Annotated in this window: 11 protein-coding genes and 1 riboswitch; of the genes, 5 read left to right on the top strand and 6 right to left on the bottom strand. The window is 70.6% G+C overall.

Going from position 1 to position 14,942, the window contains the following annotated elements; all coding sequences use genetic code 11:
• Window positions 1–190: 190 nt before the first annotated feature.
• Window positions 191–1,597, bottom strand: a complete 1,407-nt coding sequence (locus tag ACFRU2_RS29470) for a YibE/F family protein (protein ID WP_382977615.1) — start codon at window positions 1,595–1,597, stop codon at window positions 191–193.
• Window positions 1,598–1,669: 72 nt separating this feature from the next.
• A riboswitch (TPP riboswitch) is annotated at window positions 1,670–1,814 on the top strand.
• Between ACFRU2_RS29470 and thiC the strand changes: the two genes are divergently transcribed.
• On the top strand, window positions 1,809–3,596 hold the full coding sequence (thiC, locus tag ACFRU2_RS29465; protein WP_351371703.1) for a phosphomethylpyrimidine synthase ThiC: 1,788 nt from the start codon (window positions 1,809–1,811) through the stop codon (window positions 3,594–3,596). Its footprint overlaps the riboswitch before it by 6 nt.
• Window positions 3,597–3,681: 85 nt before the next feature.
• On the opposite strand, the gene ACFRU2_RS29460 is transcribed toward thiC, so the two are convergent.
• Window positions 3,682–4,794 carry a glycosyltransferase gene (locus ACFRU2_RS29460; RefSeq protein ID WP_382977611.1) on the bottom strand — a complete coding sequence of 371 codons (1,113 nt, stop codon included), beginning with the start codon at window positions 4,792–4,794 and terminating at the stop codon, window positions 3,682–3,684.
• A gap of 1,793 nt (window positions 4,795–6,587) precedes the next feature.
• On the opposite strand from ACFRU2_RS29460, the gene ACFRU2_RS29455 reads away from it, so the two are divergent.
• The 3 genes from ACFRU2_RS29455 (at window position 6,588) to ACFRU2_RS29445 (ending at window position 9,521) form a co-directional block, all read left to right on the top strand.
• The gene (locus ACFRU2_RS29455) at window positions 6,588–7,037 is read left to right on the top strand and encodes a hypothetical protein (RefSeq protein ID WP_382977608.1); all 450 of its coding nucleotides are present in this window, start codon (window positions 6,588–6,590) and stop codon (window positions 7,035–7,037) included.
• Between the two features lie 188 nt (window positions 7,038–7,225).
• Window positions 7,226–8,275 carry an aldo/keto reductase gene (locus tag ACFRU2_RS29450; RefSeq protein WP_382977847.1) on the top strand — a complete coding sequence of 350 codons (1,050 nt, stop codon included), beginning with the start codon at window positions 7,226–7,228 and terminating at the stop codon, window positions 8,273–8,275.
• Window positions 8,276–8,549: 274 nt separating this feature from the next.
• The gene (locus ACFRU2_RS29445) at window positions 8,550–9,521 is read left to right on the top strand and encodes a hypothetical protein (protein WP_382977605.1); all 972 of its coding nucleotides are present in this window, start codon (window positions 8,550–8,552) and stop codon (window positions 9,519–9,521) included.
• 3 nt (window positions 9,522–9,524) lie between these two features.
• Here ACFRU2_RS29445 and ACFRU2_RS29440 read toward each other — a convergent pair whose 3' ends face one another.
• The 3 genes from ACFRU2_RS29440 to ACFRU2_RS29430 form a co-directional block, all read right to left on the bottom strand.
• Complete coding sequence (locus ACFRU2_RS29440; RefSeq protein ID WP_382977602.1) at window positions 9,525–10,337, bottom strand: hypothetical protein; 813 nt, start codon at window positions 10,335–10,337, stop codon at window positions 9,525–9,527.
• Between the two features lie 148 nt (window positions 10,338–10,485).
• Window positions 10,486–11,745 (bottom strand): metallophosphoesterase, encoded by a 1,260-nt coding sequence (locus ACFRU2_RS29435; protein WP_382977844.1) that lies wholly within the window; start codon window positions 11,743–11,745, stop codon window positions 10,486–10,488.
• Window positions 11,746–11,960: 215 nt separating this feature from the next.
• Entirely contained in the window at window positions 11,961–13,076 is a 1,116-nt protein-coding gene (locus ACFRU2_RS29430; RefSeq protein ID WP_243331194.1) for a LacI family DNA-binding transcriptional regulator, read from the bottom strand.
• A gap of 362 nt (window positions 13,077–13,438) precedes the next feature.
• Between ACFRU2_RS29430 and hisC the strand changes: the two genes are divergently transcribed.
• The gene (gene hisC / locus ACFRU2_RS29425) at window positions 13,439–14,521 is read left to right on the top strand and encodes a histidinol-phosphate transaminase (RefSeq protein ID WP_382977599.1); all 1,083 of its coding nucleotides are present in this window, start codon (window positions 13,439–13,441) and stop codon (window positions 14,519–14,521) included.
• Window positions 14,522–14,558: 37 nt separating this feature from the next.
• On the opposite strand, the gene ACFRU2_RS29420 is transcribed toward hisC, so the two are convergent.
• On the bottom strand, window positions 14,559–14,927 hold the full coding sequence (locus ACFRU2_RS29420; RefSeq protein ID WP_243331197.1) for a cyclophilin-like fold protein: 369 nt from the start codon (window positions 14,925–14,927) through the stop codon (window positions 14,559–14,561).
• Window positions 14,928–14,942: the final 15 nt, after the last annotated feature.

Below are 14,942 nucleotides of genomic sequence, written 5' to 3'. Positions count from 1 at the left end.
CCAGGGTGCGCCGGCAAGCACCACCGCACCACGGCACACCGCACCACCGCACCACAGCACCACCGCACCACAGCACCACCGCACCACGGCACCACGGCTCAGCGTGCCGACACGCTGAGTGCTCCACCTTGCCGTTCCTCACGACCGGCCGCCTGCGCGAACTGACCCGTCGCGCCCGCCGGTCCGCCTTTCAGCGCTTGCGTCTCCGGCCCCGGCCGCCGCGGAGCGGCCCCGAGGCCGCTGTGGCCGCCGGGGATTCCGCGCGGTCCGCGGACACCACCAGCGCGGCCAGAGCCGTCGTCACGGGTACCGAGGCGACCAGTCCGATCGAGCCCACGAGGGTTCGTACGATCTCTTCCGCGACCAGCTCGCTGTTGGCCACCGACCCCATGCTGCTGTTCGCGATCGAGAACAGCAGGAGCAGCGGCAACGCCGCGCCCGCGTACGCCAGTACCAGCGTGTTGACCACCGAGGCGATGTGGTCCCGCCCGATGCGGATGCCCGCCCGGTAGAGCCCGCGCGGGCCCATCGAGGGGTCGGCCTGGTGGAGTTCCCAGACCGCCGAAGTCTGAGTGACGGTCACGTCGTCGAGTACGCCGAGCGATCCGATGATGACACCCGCAAGCAGCAAACCGCTCATGTCGATGTTCGGGTAGAGCCCGTGGATCAGCCCGGTGTTGTCGTCCGTGTTGCCGCTGAGGAACGCCCAGTCGATGAACAGCGAGCCCAGCAGGCCGATCAGCAGCAGCGAGATGATGGTGCCGAGGACCGCGACCGAGGTGCGGGCCGTCAGCCCGTGGCACATGTAGAGCGCGATCAGCATGATCGCACTGGCTCCGACCACGGCCACGACCAGCGGATTCGACCCCTGCAGGATCGCCGGGAGGATGAAGAGGGTCAGGACGGCGAAGCTGACGACGAGGGCGATGAGCGCGAACAGCCCGCGCATCCGCCCGACGAGGACCACCGAGAGGGCGAAGATGCCGGCGAGCAGGGCCATCGGCAGCTTGCGGTTCACGTCGATCACGGAGTACTGGAGATCCCGGGGCGCGTCCGGGGCGTAGGCGACCACCACGCCCTGGCCGTCCGTCAACTGTCGTGGTGCGCCCGGCTGGACGATCTCGACGAACTCCCGGCCCTTGTCGGGCCCGCTGCCGACCTTGATCGTGGCCTTCTTGCACTCGCCGTTCTGCGCGGCCAGGGCCTCGCGCCCCTCGGGGGTGGAGGTATCGCCGGTGGGCGGCACCTGCGCGGCGTTCACGGATTTGCAGTCGACGCTCTGCAGCGCGACGACCGTGCCCTGCTGGGTCTGCCGGTCGAAGCCGACCCCGGTGCGCTCGTGGCCCGGAGCACCGCCGGGCCAGAGCACCACCATGCCGATCACGACGGCGGTGGCGAAGGGGATCAGCACGGCCGCGATCACCTTGCGCAGGTGCTTCGAGACGGGGGCCGCCGGGCCGTGGCTGTGCGCATGGCCGTGGGAGTGTCCGGCAGAGGGGGCGGGCGAGTGACCGGGTTCCGCATGCGCGTGGCCTGCGTGGCCGGCGTGACCAGCGGGATCCGTGGGTTCGGTGGGGGGCTGCGGCGAGGACGTCACTGACTGATCATCGCAACAGATGAGGGGGCCCACTGTTCAGCACGCCACACATGACGCTAGCGTGGGGGCTACTTTGCACAACGCGGGAGCTCGGAGCACCGGGCTGAGAGGGCGCTGATCACCGTTCGCATTCGAATATGCGTACGGGAAGAGGCTGCGTCGACCGCCGAACCTGTTACCGGGTAATGCCGGCGTAGGGAGATTAGGTCTCATGACCATTCAGGACGCACGCACGCCTGCCGTCAGCCAGGACGCCGACGGCCAGACCGAGCGCCAGCCGGGCTGGCACAAGGGCTACGTGGCGGGCTCCCGCCCCGACATCCGGGTGCCGGTCCGCCAGGTCCACCTCACCAACGGCAAGGACGTGACGCTCTACGACACGTCCGGTCCGTACACCGACCCGCAGATCGAGACCGACGTGCGCCGGGGCCTGCCGCCGCTGCGCGAGAACTGGATCATCAGCCGCGGGGACACCGAGGAGTACGCGGGCCGCCCCGTGCGCCCCGAGGACGACGGCATCAAGCACACCTCGCCCCGCGGTGGCCTCAAGAACCTCGACGCGGTCTTCCCGGGCCGTCCGCGCCAGCCCCGCCGCGGCCGTGGCGGCGCCGCGGTCACGCAGCTCGCGTACGCCCGCCGGGGCGAGATCACCCCGGAGATGGAGTACGTCGCGATCCGCGAGAACGTCTCCCCCGAGGTCGTCCGCGAGGAGATCGCCGCAGGTCGCGCGGTCATGCCGGTCAACGTGAACCACCCCGAGATCGAGCCGATGATCATCGGCAAGCGGTTCCTGGTGAAGGTCAACGCCAACATCGGCAACTCCGCGGTCACCTCCTCGATCGAGGAGGAGGTGGACAAGATGACCTGGGCGACCAAGTGGGGCGCCGACACGGTCATGGACCTCTCGACCGGCCGCAACATCCACACCACCCGCGAGTGGGTGCTGCGCAACTCTCCCGTGCCGATCGGCACCGTGCCGCTGTACCAGGCGCTGGAGAAGGTCGACGGCAAGGCCGAGGACCTGACCTGGGAGATCTACAAGGACACGGTCATCGAGCAGGCCGAGCAGGGCGTCGACTACATGACGGTCCACGCCGGCGTGCTGCTGTCGTACGTGCCGCTGACCGCGCGCCGCAAGACCGGCATCGTCTCGCGCGGCGGCTCGATCATGGCCGCCTGGTGCCTGGCGCACCACAAGGAGAACTTCCTCTACACGAACTTCGAGGAGCTCTGCGAGATCCTCGCGGCGTACGACGTCACGTACTCCCTGGGTGACGGCCTGCGCCCCGGCTCCATCGCGGACGCCAACGACGCGGCGCAGTTCGCGGAGCTGAAGACGCTGGGCGAGCTGAACACGATCGCCAAGCGGTACAACGTGCAGACGATGATCGAGGGCCCCGGGCACGTCCCGATGCACAAGATCAAGGAGAACATCGACCTTCAGCAGGAGATCTGCGAGGAGGCGCCGTTCTACACGCTCGGCCCGCTGACCACCGACGTCGCGCCCGCGTACGACCACATCACCTCGGGCATCGGCGCCGCGATGATCGCCTGGTGGGGCACTGCGATGCTCTGCTACGTCACGCCCAAGGAGCACCTGGGCCTGCCGAACCGCGACGACGTGAAGACCGGTGTCATCACGTACAAGATCGCGGCCCACGCGGCGGACCTGGCCAAGGGCCACCCGGGCGCCCAGGAATGGGACGACGCCCTGTCGGACGCACGGTTCGAGTTCCGCTGGGAGGACCAGTTCAACCTGGCCCTCGACCCGGACACGGCCCGTGAGTTCCACGACGAGACCCTCCCGGCCGAGCCGGCCAAGACCGCGCACTTCTGCTCCATGTGCGGTCCGAAGTTCTGCTCGATGAAGATCTCCCAGGACATCCGCCGCCAGCACGGTGGCGACCTGGGCGCCGAGGAGATCGAGGCGGGCATGGCGGAGAAGTCGGCCGAGTTCGCGGCCGCGGGCAACCGCGTGTACCTGCCGCTGGCGGACTGACCTCCCGCCACCGGTACACACGGACGGCCCGCGACACCGAGGGGGGAGTCGCGGGCCGCCGTTGTGACCTGACGGGGGCGGACGGTCAGGCGAAGGCCCGGGAGGCCACGCCCAGCTTGCGCCGTGCGAACTCGAGGTTCGCGAGGACCCGGTCCTGCTGGTCGTCGGGCAGCTTGCCGCCCTGGAGCAGGAGTTCGCAGCAGTCCGAGGACTCCTGGTACTCCCCGGTCCAGTAGGCGGCCACCGCGAGTTCGTCGAGTGCGCGCCAGTCGTGCCAGGCGAACTCGACGAAGAGGATGTCGTCCGGGGGCGGCATCCGTACTGCCTGCCGGGCGAACAGGTAGGCGAGGGGCCAACGGCTTTCGAGGCGGCATTGCCGGGCGAGGTCGCCGAGGGCCTCGGCGCGTGAGGGCCGGCTCTCGTGTGCCCGCAGGTAGCGGTCCATCACCTCGGCCGACGGCCTTTGGAGGGTGACCGCGAGCCGTGCGGCGTAGAGCTGCGCGCAGTAGGTCTCCTCGGCCCAGCCGCCCATGGCCACGCGGTGGTCGTAGGCGTCGAGGGATTTCTCCGGCTCTCCCGCGTCGCGCCAGCTCTGGGCCAGGTAGAACGCGTAACGGCTGTTGCCGGGTTCCTTTGCGAGGCCTTCGGTGAGGACTTCCGCGTCGCGCAGGTACTTCGCCCGCTGACCCTCTTCCCGGAGACGGCCCCCACCGCCGACGGAGAGGATGTTGAAGCCCTCGATCACGTCGCGGACGTACTCGGTGCCGCAGTCGATGTACTCGTGGAGTACGCCCACGTACCGCCAGGGCAGCCGGGTGGAGACCAGCGCCGGCCGCCAGTGGACGATCGGACCGTCGTGCAGTGCCACCTGGTACGCGTCGAGGGTCAGGTCCGGCATGCGGAACCCGGGCCGGATCTGCATCTCGTCGTCGCCGTCGATGAACAGCAGGTAGTCCGCGCTGGAGCGCGCGAGTTCGATCGCCTCGGTGCGGCTGCCGTCGAAACCCTTCCACGGCCGGTCGTGGAGCGCGCCGGGCAGATCGGCGAAGCAGTCGCGGATGACGTCCTGGGTGCCGTCGGTGGAACCCGTGTCCACGATCACCCAGGTGTCGATCAGAGGGCGCACCGACTCCAGGCACTTCCGGATCGTCGGCGCCTCGTTCTTGACGATCATGTTCAGACAGATGGTCGGCCTCACCGCAGCACCCTCTCGTCGGACGGATCGCGGGCGACGTTAGGGAGTGCGGGCGCCGATGGGGCGGCGGCACGCCGGTGGCGCTACCGGCCGGTGGGCGGCGGCGCAGCCGTTCGGAGGCGTCTGATAAGCCGTTCTGCTGATAAACATCGCGGCCATCTCAAGATCCGGGCGGCTCCGTCCGTAAGTCCCAAGGACGTTCGAACTCGCAGCCGGGGCGCCAACCGTTCCGGCTCGCCTTCCGTTCCGAAGGAGCGCTGCAGATGAGTCGTGAGCACCAGACCAAGCTCCGCCTTGGTCCCGTCCCCCGCAATCGTGCCTGGATCGCGGGAGGTGCCCTGGCCTCGCTTTCCCTCGTACTCGTGGGCATGGCCAACCCCGTTGTCGCGGCGGTCACGCCGACGGTCACGGCCGTGAGAGCCACGACTCCGTCGGGCGGCGGCGGAGGCGAGGACTGCGAGCCGCACGACGGACCGCCACAGGACTGGAGCCGGGGCGGCGGGGACGACGACGAGCACGGCGGCTGGCGCGAAGACGAGGGGCGCGACCACGACGGGCGCGACCAAGAGGGGCGCGACCACCACGACGGCCACGACCACGGCTGCCCGCCGGCCGGCGCGACGGGGCCGACGGGGCCGACGGGCCCGGCAGGTCCCGGCGGCGCGACGGGTGCGACGGGTGCGACGGGAGCCAGCGGCGCGACGGGAGCCAGCGGCGCGACGGGCGCCACCGGTGCCGACGGCGCCACGGGCGCGACCGGCACAGCAGGTGCGGATGGGGCGACGGGGCCGACCGGACCGACCGGGCCGACCGGTGCCGATGGTGCGACGGGCGCCGATGGTGCGACGGGTACTGACGGTGCGACCGGTGCGACGGGTGCCGATGGTGCGACCGGTGCGACGGGTGCTGACGGTGCGACGGGCGCGACGGGTGCCGATGGTGCGACCGGTGCGACGGGTGCTGACGGTGCGACGGGCGCGACGGGTGCTGACGGTGCGACCGGTGCGACGGGTGCTGACGGTGCGACCGGTGCGACGGGTGCTGACGGTGCGACCGGTGCGACGGGTGCCGATGGTGCGACCGGTGCCACGGGTGCCGATGGCGCGACCGGTGCCACGGGTGCTGACGGTGCCACAGGCCCGACGGGCCCGACCGGTCCGACGGGTGTCGATGGTGCGACCGGTGCGACGGGTGCAGATGGTGCCACGGGTGCGACCGGCCTGACCGGTCCGACGGGTGCTGATGGCGCGACGGGTGCGACGGGTGCTGATGGAGCGACCGGTGCGACGGGCGCTGATGGTGCCACGGGTGCGACCGGCCTGACCGGTCCGACGGGTGCTGACGGTGCGACCGGCGCGACGGGTGCCGATGGAGCGACCGGTGCGACGGGTGTCGACGGTGCCACGGGCGCGACTGGCCTGACGGGTCCGACCGGTGCTGACGGTGCGACCGGTGCCACGGGTGCCGACGGTGCCACGGGTGCGACCGGCCTGACCGGTCCGACGGGTGCCGATGGTGCGACCGGCGCGACGGGTGCTGACGGTGCCACGGGTGCGACCGGACCGACTGGCCCGACCGGACCGACCGGCCCGACGGGCGCTACAGGTGCGACCGGTGCCACGGGCGCCACAGGTGCGACGGGTGCTACAGGCGTTACGGGTGCGACCGGTGTCACTGGTGCGACGGGCGCCACGGGTGCGACCGGTGCCACCGGTACCACAGGTGCGACCGGTCCTTCCTCGCAGTGCAACGCCATCGCCAACTACAAGCCCAGCTCCTCCCGAGAGATCAAGGCGGTGATGATCAACGGGGTCGCGTACGTCGGAATCCGTGGTCTCGGGAACCCCAACACGAACTTCGACTGGCACAACCTGACCAACCCCGCGCGCAACCCGAACTACCCGTCCGGGGTGGCGTGCGGAATCGCCGTCGACGAGCACGCCAACGGGGCCAACATCGAGATCTCGACCATCACCGGGCAGGTCTGGGAGACCTTCTGCACCGTCAGCAACCCGCAACCGTCCCTGGACTGCGGGACGGCTGCGATGGGGCAGCAGCACCCCTGGGTTCAGATCATCCCCGGCCCCCAGACCGCTCCCGCACTGCGCGTGCCCGCCAGGGACATGTTCCTCCAGAAGCCGCAGACCATGAAGCCCGACCTCAAGAACCGGTCCGGCAAGATGCCGGAGGCCGAGGCGCCGGTCGCCGAGCACATGGTGCCGAAGGATGACAAGCCCCGCGGCTAGTCCCCGAGTCGGTGAGCCCGGTGCGAGCAGCACCGTGATCCGACGGTGAAACCCAAGCGGCCCGGAGTGCCGCCGGACTTCGGTCCGGCCGGTGCTCCGGGCCGCCGCACGTCCGGTAGTCGCACGAGGCTTCGCCGTAGGGCTTGTCCTGGAGTGCGCTCCAGCTCCTAGAGTCCGGGCCCATGAGCATGCGATACCGAATTCTGGGTGGGACCGGCATCGAGGTCAGCACGCACTGCCTCGGCACGATGATGTTCGGCGCGGTCGGCAATCCGGATCACGAGGAGTGCGCACGGATCATCCACACCGCGCTCGATCACGGCATCAACTTCGTGGACACCGCGGACATGTACTCCGCCGGGGAGTCCGAGCAGATCGTGGGCAAGGCCCTGAAGGGCCGGCGGGACGACGTCGTGCTCGCGACCAAGGTGCACTTCCAGATGGGCGAGGGCCGCAACCGCAGCGGGAACTCCCGGCGCTGGATCGTGCGTGCCGTCGAGGACAGCCTGCGCCGACTGGACACGGACTGGATCGACCTCTACCAGGTGCACCGGCCGGATCAGGGCACGGACGTCGAGGAGACCCTGTCCGTCCTCGGCGATCTGGTCCGGGCCGGCAAGATACGAGCCTTCGGCTGCTCCACCTTCCCGGCCGAGGAGATCGTCGAGGCGCACCACGTCGCCGAACGGCGGGCCCTGCCGAGGTTCCGGACCGAGCAGCCGCCGTACTCGATCCTCGCGCGCGGGATCGAGACCAGTGTGCTGCCGGTGGCCCGGAGGTACGGGATGGGCGTCCTGACCTGGAGCCCGCTCGCGTCGGGGTTCCTGAGCGGGAAGTACCGGCTCGGCAGCGCAGTCGACATGACCTCGGGGCGTCCGGCGCTGACTCCGGCCCGGTTCGACCCCGCGATTCCGGGCAACGTCGCGAAGCTGGAGGCTGTGGAGCAGCTGGTGGAGCTCGCCGACTCCATCGGCTGCACGCTGCCCGAGCTGGCGGTGGCCTTCCCGTTGGCGCATCCCGCCGTCACCTCGGTGATCACCGGCCCGCGGACCATGGAGCAGCTGGAAGCCCTGCTGAAGGGCGCCGGACTGGTCCTCGACGATGCGACCCTCGACCGGATCGACGAGATCGTGGAGCCGGGCCGGAACCTGTACCACCCGGACGGGGCCTGGCGCTCGCCGGCGCTCGCGGATGTCGCTCAGCGGAGGCGGGTGCTGGGAGACCGGTCCGCCGGCTAGACGGGCGGGCTCACCGATGTTTCACGTGAAACAGGAACGGATGTTTCACGTGAAACACGGACCGCCGCGGAGCCGCGGGGACTCGAACCTCCGGGCGGACCCGAGTGGCCCCGCAGCAGGCCGCCAAGTGGCGGTGTGGGGTCCGCCGTTCCGCTGACCGATGGGCGCGCCGGTCGGGTTCAAGGCGCCCGGGTCCCCAGGATGGCCCGCGGAGCCCGGTCGCATCTCCGGACTTCGCAGTTCCATTCGATCCGGTGTGTGCGAGGAGCGGTACATGAGTTCTGAGAACAAAACCCGTACCTACCTGGGGCCGCTGCCCCGACGGGCCGGCTGGCTGACGGGAGGCACGCTCGCCACGGTGGCGCTGGTACTGGGTGGCCTTGCGTCCCCGGCGGTCGCGCTGGCCGAGGCGTCCGGGGGTCCGGACCACTGCAAGTCCCAGCGCCACAGAGCGAGTGCGCCGGCGGCGGCTCACGGCGACGACTGCAAGGTGGGCCCGCGCGGACCCAAGGGACCCAAGGGACCCAAGGGTGCGACGGGTCCGACCGGGCCGCGCGGCTACCCGGGTGCGACCGGAGCGACCGGTGCGACCGGCGCTACGGGTGCGACCGGAGTCACGGGTCCGACCGGGCCGCGCGGCTACACGGGTGCCACCGGCGCCACCGGTGCGACCGGCGCTACGGGTGCGACCGGAGTCACGGGTCCGACCGGGCCGCGCGGCTACACGGGTGCGACGGGCGCCACCGGTCCGACCGGTGCCACGGGCGCAACCGGTTCCACGGGTGCAACCGGTTCGACGGGCGCGACGGGTTCCACGGGCTCCACCGGTCCGTGCAGTGACATCGACAGCTTCGCGCCGTCGAACAACGAGGACTTCCACGCCGCGCTCAGCAACGGTCACACCTTCGCGGGCCGGGCCACCACCGTGGGTGGCGTACCCACCTGGATCGACGTCTCCGGCCTCCCGGGCTACCCCGACAGCGAGGAAACGGGATTCGCCTGCGGAGTCTCCATCGACGGCCAGGCCACTGCCGCGTACATCAAGGTCCTGACGACCACGGGCCGGGTGTTCCAGCTCCACATCGCGGTCAACGGGCAGAACTTCATCCCGGACGCCGCGGGCTGGCAGGAGCAGACGCCGCCGCCCACCCCCGTCGTCCGGGCCAAGGGCGTCTCCAAGGGAGAGCCCGAGTGGAAGGGAGACCTGAACTACGCGGGTCCCCCGAACAGCCTCGAGTCGAACTAGCCCTCACTCCGGCTCGGTCTCCGGGCCGCCGAAGTCCGGACTGGTGAAGTCCGGGGACGAGTAACCGGGACGGGGCCCCTCAGCCGGGGCCCCGGGACTGGTGAAATCGGGCCGGGTGTATCCCAGGTTGGGGATGCGCCCGGCTCCCGGCTTTCTGGGGGCGGGGAAGCCGGCCCCCGTGCTGGGATCGGCCAGCGCGTCCCGGAGGAACGGCACGATGCCCCGCTCCAGCAGGGCGTTGCGCCAGGCCTCCCGGGCCCGCGACACCTCGTCGGGTACCGCCTCGGTCTCGTCCGCAGCCACCTCGGTGGAGCTGTTGCGTACGGCCGTCACGAGCAGCCCGATCACGGCGAAGAGCAGGGCGGCCGCGGTCAGTCCGCCGAAGAGCCAACCCGCCGTCAGCATCGTGTCGGCGAAGGCCGGTTCGGGTTCGATCATCTTCAGGATGTAGCCCACCAGCAGGAAGATCAGCATGGCGGTGCCGGCCAGGACCGGCGCGAGGACCGCGACCACGGCGCTGACGCCCGCGCCACCGCCCTGCCCGTCGCCCTCCTCCCCCGTCGTCCCGGGGGTGGACAGGATCTCGTCCTGCCGCTCCTTGCGGACCTTCACGTAGTGGTCGTACTCGGCTGCGGCCGCGGCCGTCAGCAGCCCGGTGGCCCCCATGGCCATGGTGCGCAGCTGTTCGGCGTTCAGCCGTTCGCCGAGGGCGGCGAGCTCGGGCCGGGCGTTCGCCGTGCGCAGCGCCTCGTCGAGGAGCCGATCGAACTCCGGTCGGTCTTCGGTGAGCAGGTGCGGAGCGCTGGTCATGTGCATCCCCCGATGCTCCGTGGGGACCGGTATGTCCGTGTTGAACGGGGCGCCGGCACAAACGGAGGAGAGCCTGCTACGGATAGAGCGATGGTAGAGCGCCCACGCCGTACGTCGACAGGGGCTTTCCGGAAATACCCAGCTCCGGGAAGCCTCAGTCGTTCAGCGGGAGTTGCACGACGAGCAGTTTGCCCGCCATCGTCACGCCACCGTCCATCGCGATGGCCAGGCCTTCCGCGTAGACGTGCGGGCCGACGACGGCCTCGGGACCGTGTGCACCGTCACCGTCCTCGGTGCCCACCTCGCCCAGCAGGTAGGGGATGGGGCTGTGGCCGTGTACGACCCGGCTGCCACCGTAGGTGCCGATGAGCTCGCGTACGGCCTGGGGGCCGGTGTCCTCGTCGCGGAAGGCGAAGCGCTTGGTGAACTTGCGGAACAGGTCCCAGGTGATGTCGGCGTCGTTGCGGTTGAGCAGCTCGTGGATGGTGTCGTTGACGTCCTCGACCGAGTCGCCGTAGTCGAGGTAGGCGGTGGTGTCCGAGTGCAGGAGCAGGTGGTCGTCCACCAGGACCGCCGCGTCCAGCCGGGACATCCACTGGAGGTGGACGTCCTGCAGGCGGTCCATGTCGGTGCGCTGACCGCCGTTGAGGAGCCAGGCGGCCTGGAAGGTGGCGGTGCCGGCGCCGGAGACGACGGGAGTGTCCCCGAACCGCTTGGCGCCGATGAGCAGCAGCTCGTGGTTGCCCATGAGGGCCTTGCAGTAGCCGCCCGCGGCGGCCGCTTCGGCGGAGAGCCGCATGACCAGGTCGATGACCCCGATGCCGTCGGGTCCGCGGTCGGTGAAGTCGCCGAGGAACCAGAGCCGGGCGTTGCCGGCGGACCAGTTGTGGTCGGCGTCGATGAGCCCCTGGAACTGCAGTTCGGCGACGAGTTCGTCGATGTAGCCGTGGACGTCGCCGACGACGTAGAGCGGGCCGGGGCCCTCGCCGGGGGTCTCCTGGGGGACGTACTGGATCTGAACGGTGTCGCCGGGACCGCCGAGGGCGCCGCGCCCGATGACGGGGAGATCGCGCTGCGTCGGGGTGTACCCGTCGGGGTCGCTCTCCTCGGAGGCGTGGCCCATCTGGTGGCCGGCGGGCTCTCCGAAGGCGCCGGCGGCGCCGTACGGGGCTTCGTGGCCGTACCCGTGCTGCGCGGGGACGGGAGCCGGGCCCGCGTCGTAGTACGCGGGGTACTCGCCGTAGACGGGTGTGTCCGCCCCGTACCCCGTGGAGCCGACCGATCCGGCTGCTGCGGCTCCCGGGTGAACGGGATGCGAGGCGGGTTCGGCGACCGGCAACCGGAAGTCCCGCTCGGTGTCCGTCCGCACCGCGGGTCCCTGACCGGCCCCCTGAGTCATCGACCCCTCCACCACCGTCGCGCTGCCGTACACCTGCGGACCCTTCCGCCTCGGGGGCGGAGGGTCCGTGATGTCGTGCGCCCATCATAGGAATGCAGCTCGCGCTCTGTGACGCACCAGGGGTGGTGAATCCTGGTCGGAGCTGGTCCTTCCTGCCGGTTTCTCCCGATATGAGTGTTGCTGAAATCCCGGGCGGGGCCGGTGGCCCCGCCGTTGGGCCGACGTGGTGGTCAGTCCTGCGCCGGGGAACGGGGCGGGCTGACGGTCGTACGGGGCTGCCTGCGCTGGGACGAGGTACGGATGATCAGCTCGGTCGGGATGACCTGTTCGACGGGTCCGCCCGTGTCGACGCCCTCGATGGCGTCGATGAGCAGCTGGACGACGGCGGTGCCGATGCGGCGCGGTTTGAGGGACAGGGTGGTGATGGGCGGCTCGGTGTTGGCGTACACGGTGGATTCGCTGCAGCACACGAGCAGTAGATCCTCGGGAACGCGCAGGCCGTAGCGCCGGGCGGCGGCGAGCAGGTCGGTGCCGTTGGGGTCGAACAGGCCGTAGACGGCGTCGGGCCGGTCGGGCCGGGCGAGCAGCCGGTCGGCGGCGACGGCGCCGGCGCACGGATCGTGGGCGGGGTAGGACTCGTAGACGGGATCTTGGCCCACGCGCTCGCACCAGCGCAGGTAGGCCGTGGTGGAGAGCCGGGTGTAGGTGTCGGTGGTGGTGCCGGTCAGGAGCCCGATGCGGCGGGCTCCGGCGGCGGCGAGGTGGTCGAGGAGGCCCAGGACGGCGGCCTCGTGGTCGTTGTCGACCCAGGCGGTGACGGGGAGTGAGCCGGCCGGGCGTCCGTCGGATACGACGGGCAGACCCTGGCGGACCAGTTCGGTGACGACGGGATCGTGGTCGGAGGGGTCGATGACGACGGTGCCGTCGAGGGCCACGTTGGACCAGACGTCGTGTCGGGAGGTGGCGGGGAGGATGACGAGGGCGTAGCCGCGAGCGAGCGCGGCGGAGGTGGCCGCCCTGGCCATCTCGGCGAAGTACGCGAATTCGGTGAAGGTGAAAGGTTCATCCCCGTACGTCGTCACGGTCAGGCCGATGAGGCCCGACTTGCCGGTACGGAGGGTGCGGGCCGCCGCGGAGGGGCGGTAGCCCAGCCGGTCTGCGACCTCGCGAACGTGGCGGCGGGTGGCGTCCGGCAGCCGTCCCTTCCCGTTGAGGGCGTCGGAGACGGTCGTGATCGAGACGCCCGCCGCGGCGGCCACGTCCCTGATGCCGGCCCGGCTTTGTCGGCCGGCGGCCCGCCGGGTGGTCTCGGTCCGGCTCACCTGATGCTTCCCTGCTGCTGTCATGGCGAGCCGATAGTAGGGCTCGGTGGGCAGCGCGGCCCGGATGCATATGCACGCGTTGACAGGCACGTTTCTGCACGGTTCGCCACCCCCAATGACCTTGGAAATGAAGGCGCTTGGTCGCTCAGGGTGTCTGGTGTCCTTGTCGACGGGACCGTGCATGCCAAAACGGTGCGCTCTCGGGCTCTGCTCAACTCACCTGTACGAGGGACGCGCGCCACGGCGCAGGCCACCGGCGCACGCATATATGCGTGCGCTCTCCCGCATTCCAGGCGCCTGCCGTTCTCGGATGGACGGAATCCTCATAAGGTGAGGAGTATTGAGTCGACGGCGACGTCGTACGGGATGGTCGAGGAGGACCTGCGGTGAGCGAGAAGAGCCCGAAGCTGCGCGCCGAGCTGGACGGCATTCCCACCTACAAGCCCGGGAAGCCCGCGGCTGCGGGCGGTCCGGTCGCGTTCAAGCTGTCCTCGAACGAGAACCCGTACCCGCCCCTGCCTGGGGTCCTGGAGAGCGCGGTCGCCGCGGCCGGCCACTTCAACCGGTACCCGGACATGATGTGCACCGGCCTGGTGAACGAGCTCGCCGAGCGCTTCGGGGTCCCGGCCGATCACATCGCCACCGGCACCGGCTCGGTCGGTGTCGCCCAGTCGCTGATCCAGTCGACGGCGGGTCCCGGCGACGAGGTCATCTACGCCTGGCGGTCTTTCGAGGCTTATCCGATCATCGTTCAGATCTCGGGTGCGACGTCGGTTCAGGTCCCGCTGGCCGAGGGCGACGTGCACGACCTGGACGCGATGTTCGAGGCGATCACCGAGCGGACCCGCCTGATCTTCGTCTGCAACCCCAACAACCCCACCGGCACCGCCGTGCGCCGTGCCGAGCTGGAGCGGTTCCTGGACCGGGTGCCCTCCGACATCCTCGTCGTCATCGACGAGGCGTACAAGGAGTTCGTCCGCGACGTCGAGGTCCCGGACGGCATCGAGCTCTACCGCAACCGCCCCAACGTCGCCGTGCTGCGAACGTTCTCCAAGGCGTACGGGCTCGCCGGCCTGCGCGTCGGCTTTGCGGTCGCGCACGAGCCGGTGGCCGCCGCGCTGCGCAAGACCGCGGTGCCCTTCGGCGTCAGCCAGCTCGCCCAGGACGCGGCGGTCGCCTCGCTGCGGGCCGAGGACGAGCTGATGGGCCGGGTCGGGTCGCTGGTGGGCGAGCGCGCCCGGGTCTACGGGGCGCTGCTGGCCCAGGGCTGGACCGTGGTGCCCGAGACGCAGGCCAACTTCGTGTGGATGCGGCTCGGGGAGCGCACCTCCGACTTCGCGGCGGCCTGCGAGAAGGCCGGCGTGGTGGTCCGGCCCTTCGCGGGCGAGGGCCTGCGGGTCACGATCGGCGAGCCCGAGGCGAACGACCTCTTCCTGCACACGGCAGAGGCGTTCTTCAAGGAGATGTAGTGCTCCCGCAGGAGAGGTGGTGCTCCCGGGACTGGTGTCAGGCCAGTTCCACGCGGATGGGGTCGCCGTCGCGGACGGTGGCCAGCAGGCGGGGGTCGCCGTCGAACGAGCCGAGGACGTTGCACGGGCTCGCCAGGCGGCTCTCGCCCCCGCGGGAGATCGGAGTGGGGCCGTAGGGCAGCGCGAGCGCGTCGCCCTCGGTCCAGAACGCGACCGTGCCGGGCTCGACGACCTGCTGGGCGTCGTGCTCCAGTGCCACGGAGACGCCGGTGTCGAAGTAGACCTCCTCGCCCCAGGTGTTGGCGGAGGCGGAAATGGGGAGCGCGTCGGCGAGCGCCTTGGCGGTCGGCGTTTCGTCAAGCGTTGCGGTGAGCTGGCCGGCGGGCCAGAGGAATCGAATCTTCATGGGTCGCATTCAACA

The organism is Streptomyces sp. NPDC056883 (genome assembly GCF_042788835.1).
Lineage (GTDB): Bacteria > Actinomycetota > Actinomycetes > Streptomycetales > Streptomycetaceae > Streptomyces > Streptomyces stoeckheimensis.
The sequence above is the reverse complement of the archived record's forward strand: the minus strand, read 5'-3'. Positions and strand labels throughout refer to the sequence as shown.

Excerpts from the sequence above, each read along its gene's own strand:
- ACFRU2_RS29450 (WP_382977847.1), top strand. The coding sequence starts at position 7,226 with ATGCGATACCGAATTCTGGGTGGGACCGGCATCGAGGTCAGCACGCAC.
- ACFRU2_RS29445 (WP_382977605.1), top strand. The coding sequence starts at position 8,550 with ATGAGTTCTGAGAACAAAACCCGTACCTACCTGGGGCCGCTGCCCCGA.
- ACFRU2_RS29430 (WP_243331194.1), bottom strand. The coding sequence starts at position 13,076 with ATGACAGCAGCAGGGAAGCATCAGGTGAGCCGGACCGAGACCACCCGG.
- thiC (WP_351371703.1), top strand. The coding sequence starts at position 1,809 with ATGACCATTCAGGACGCACGCACGCCTGCCGTCAGCCAGGACGCCGAC.
- ACFRU2_RS29440 (WP_382977602.1), bottom strand. The coding sequence starts at position 10,337 with ATGCACATGACCAGCGCTCCGCACCTGCTCACCGAAGACCGACCGGAG.
- ACFRU2_RS29420 (WP_243331197.1), bottom strand. The coding sequence starts at position 14,927 with ATGAAGATTCGATTCCTCTGGCCCGCCGGCCAGCTCACCGCAACGCTT.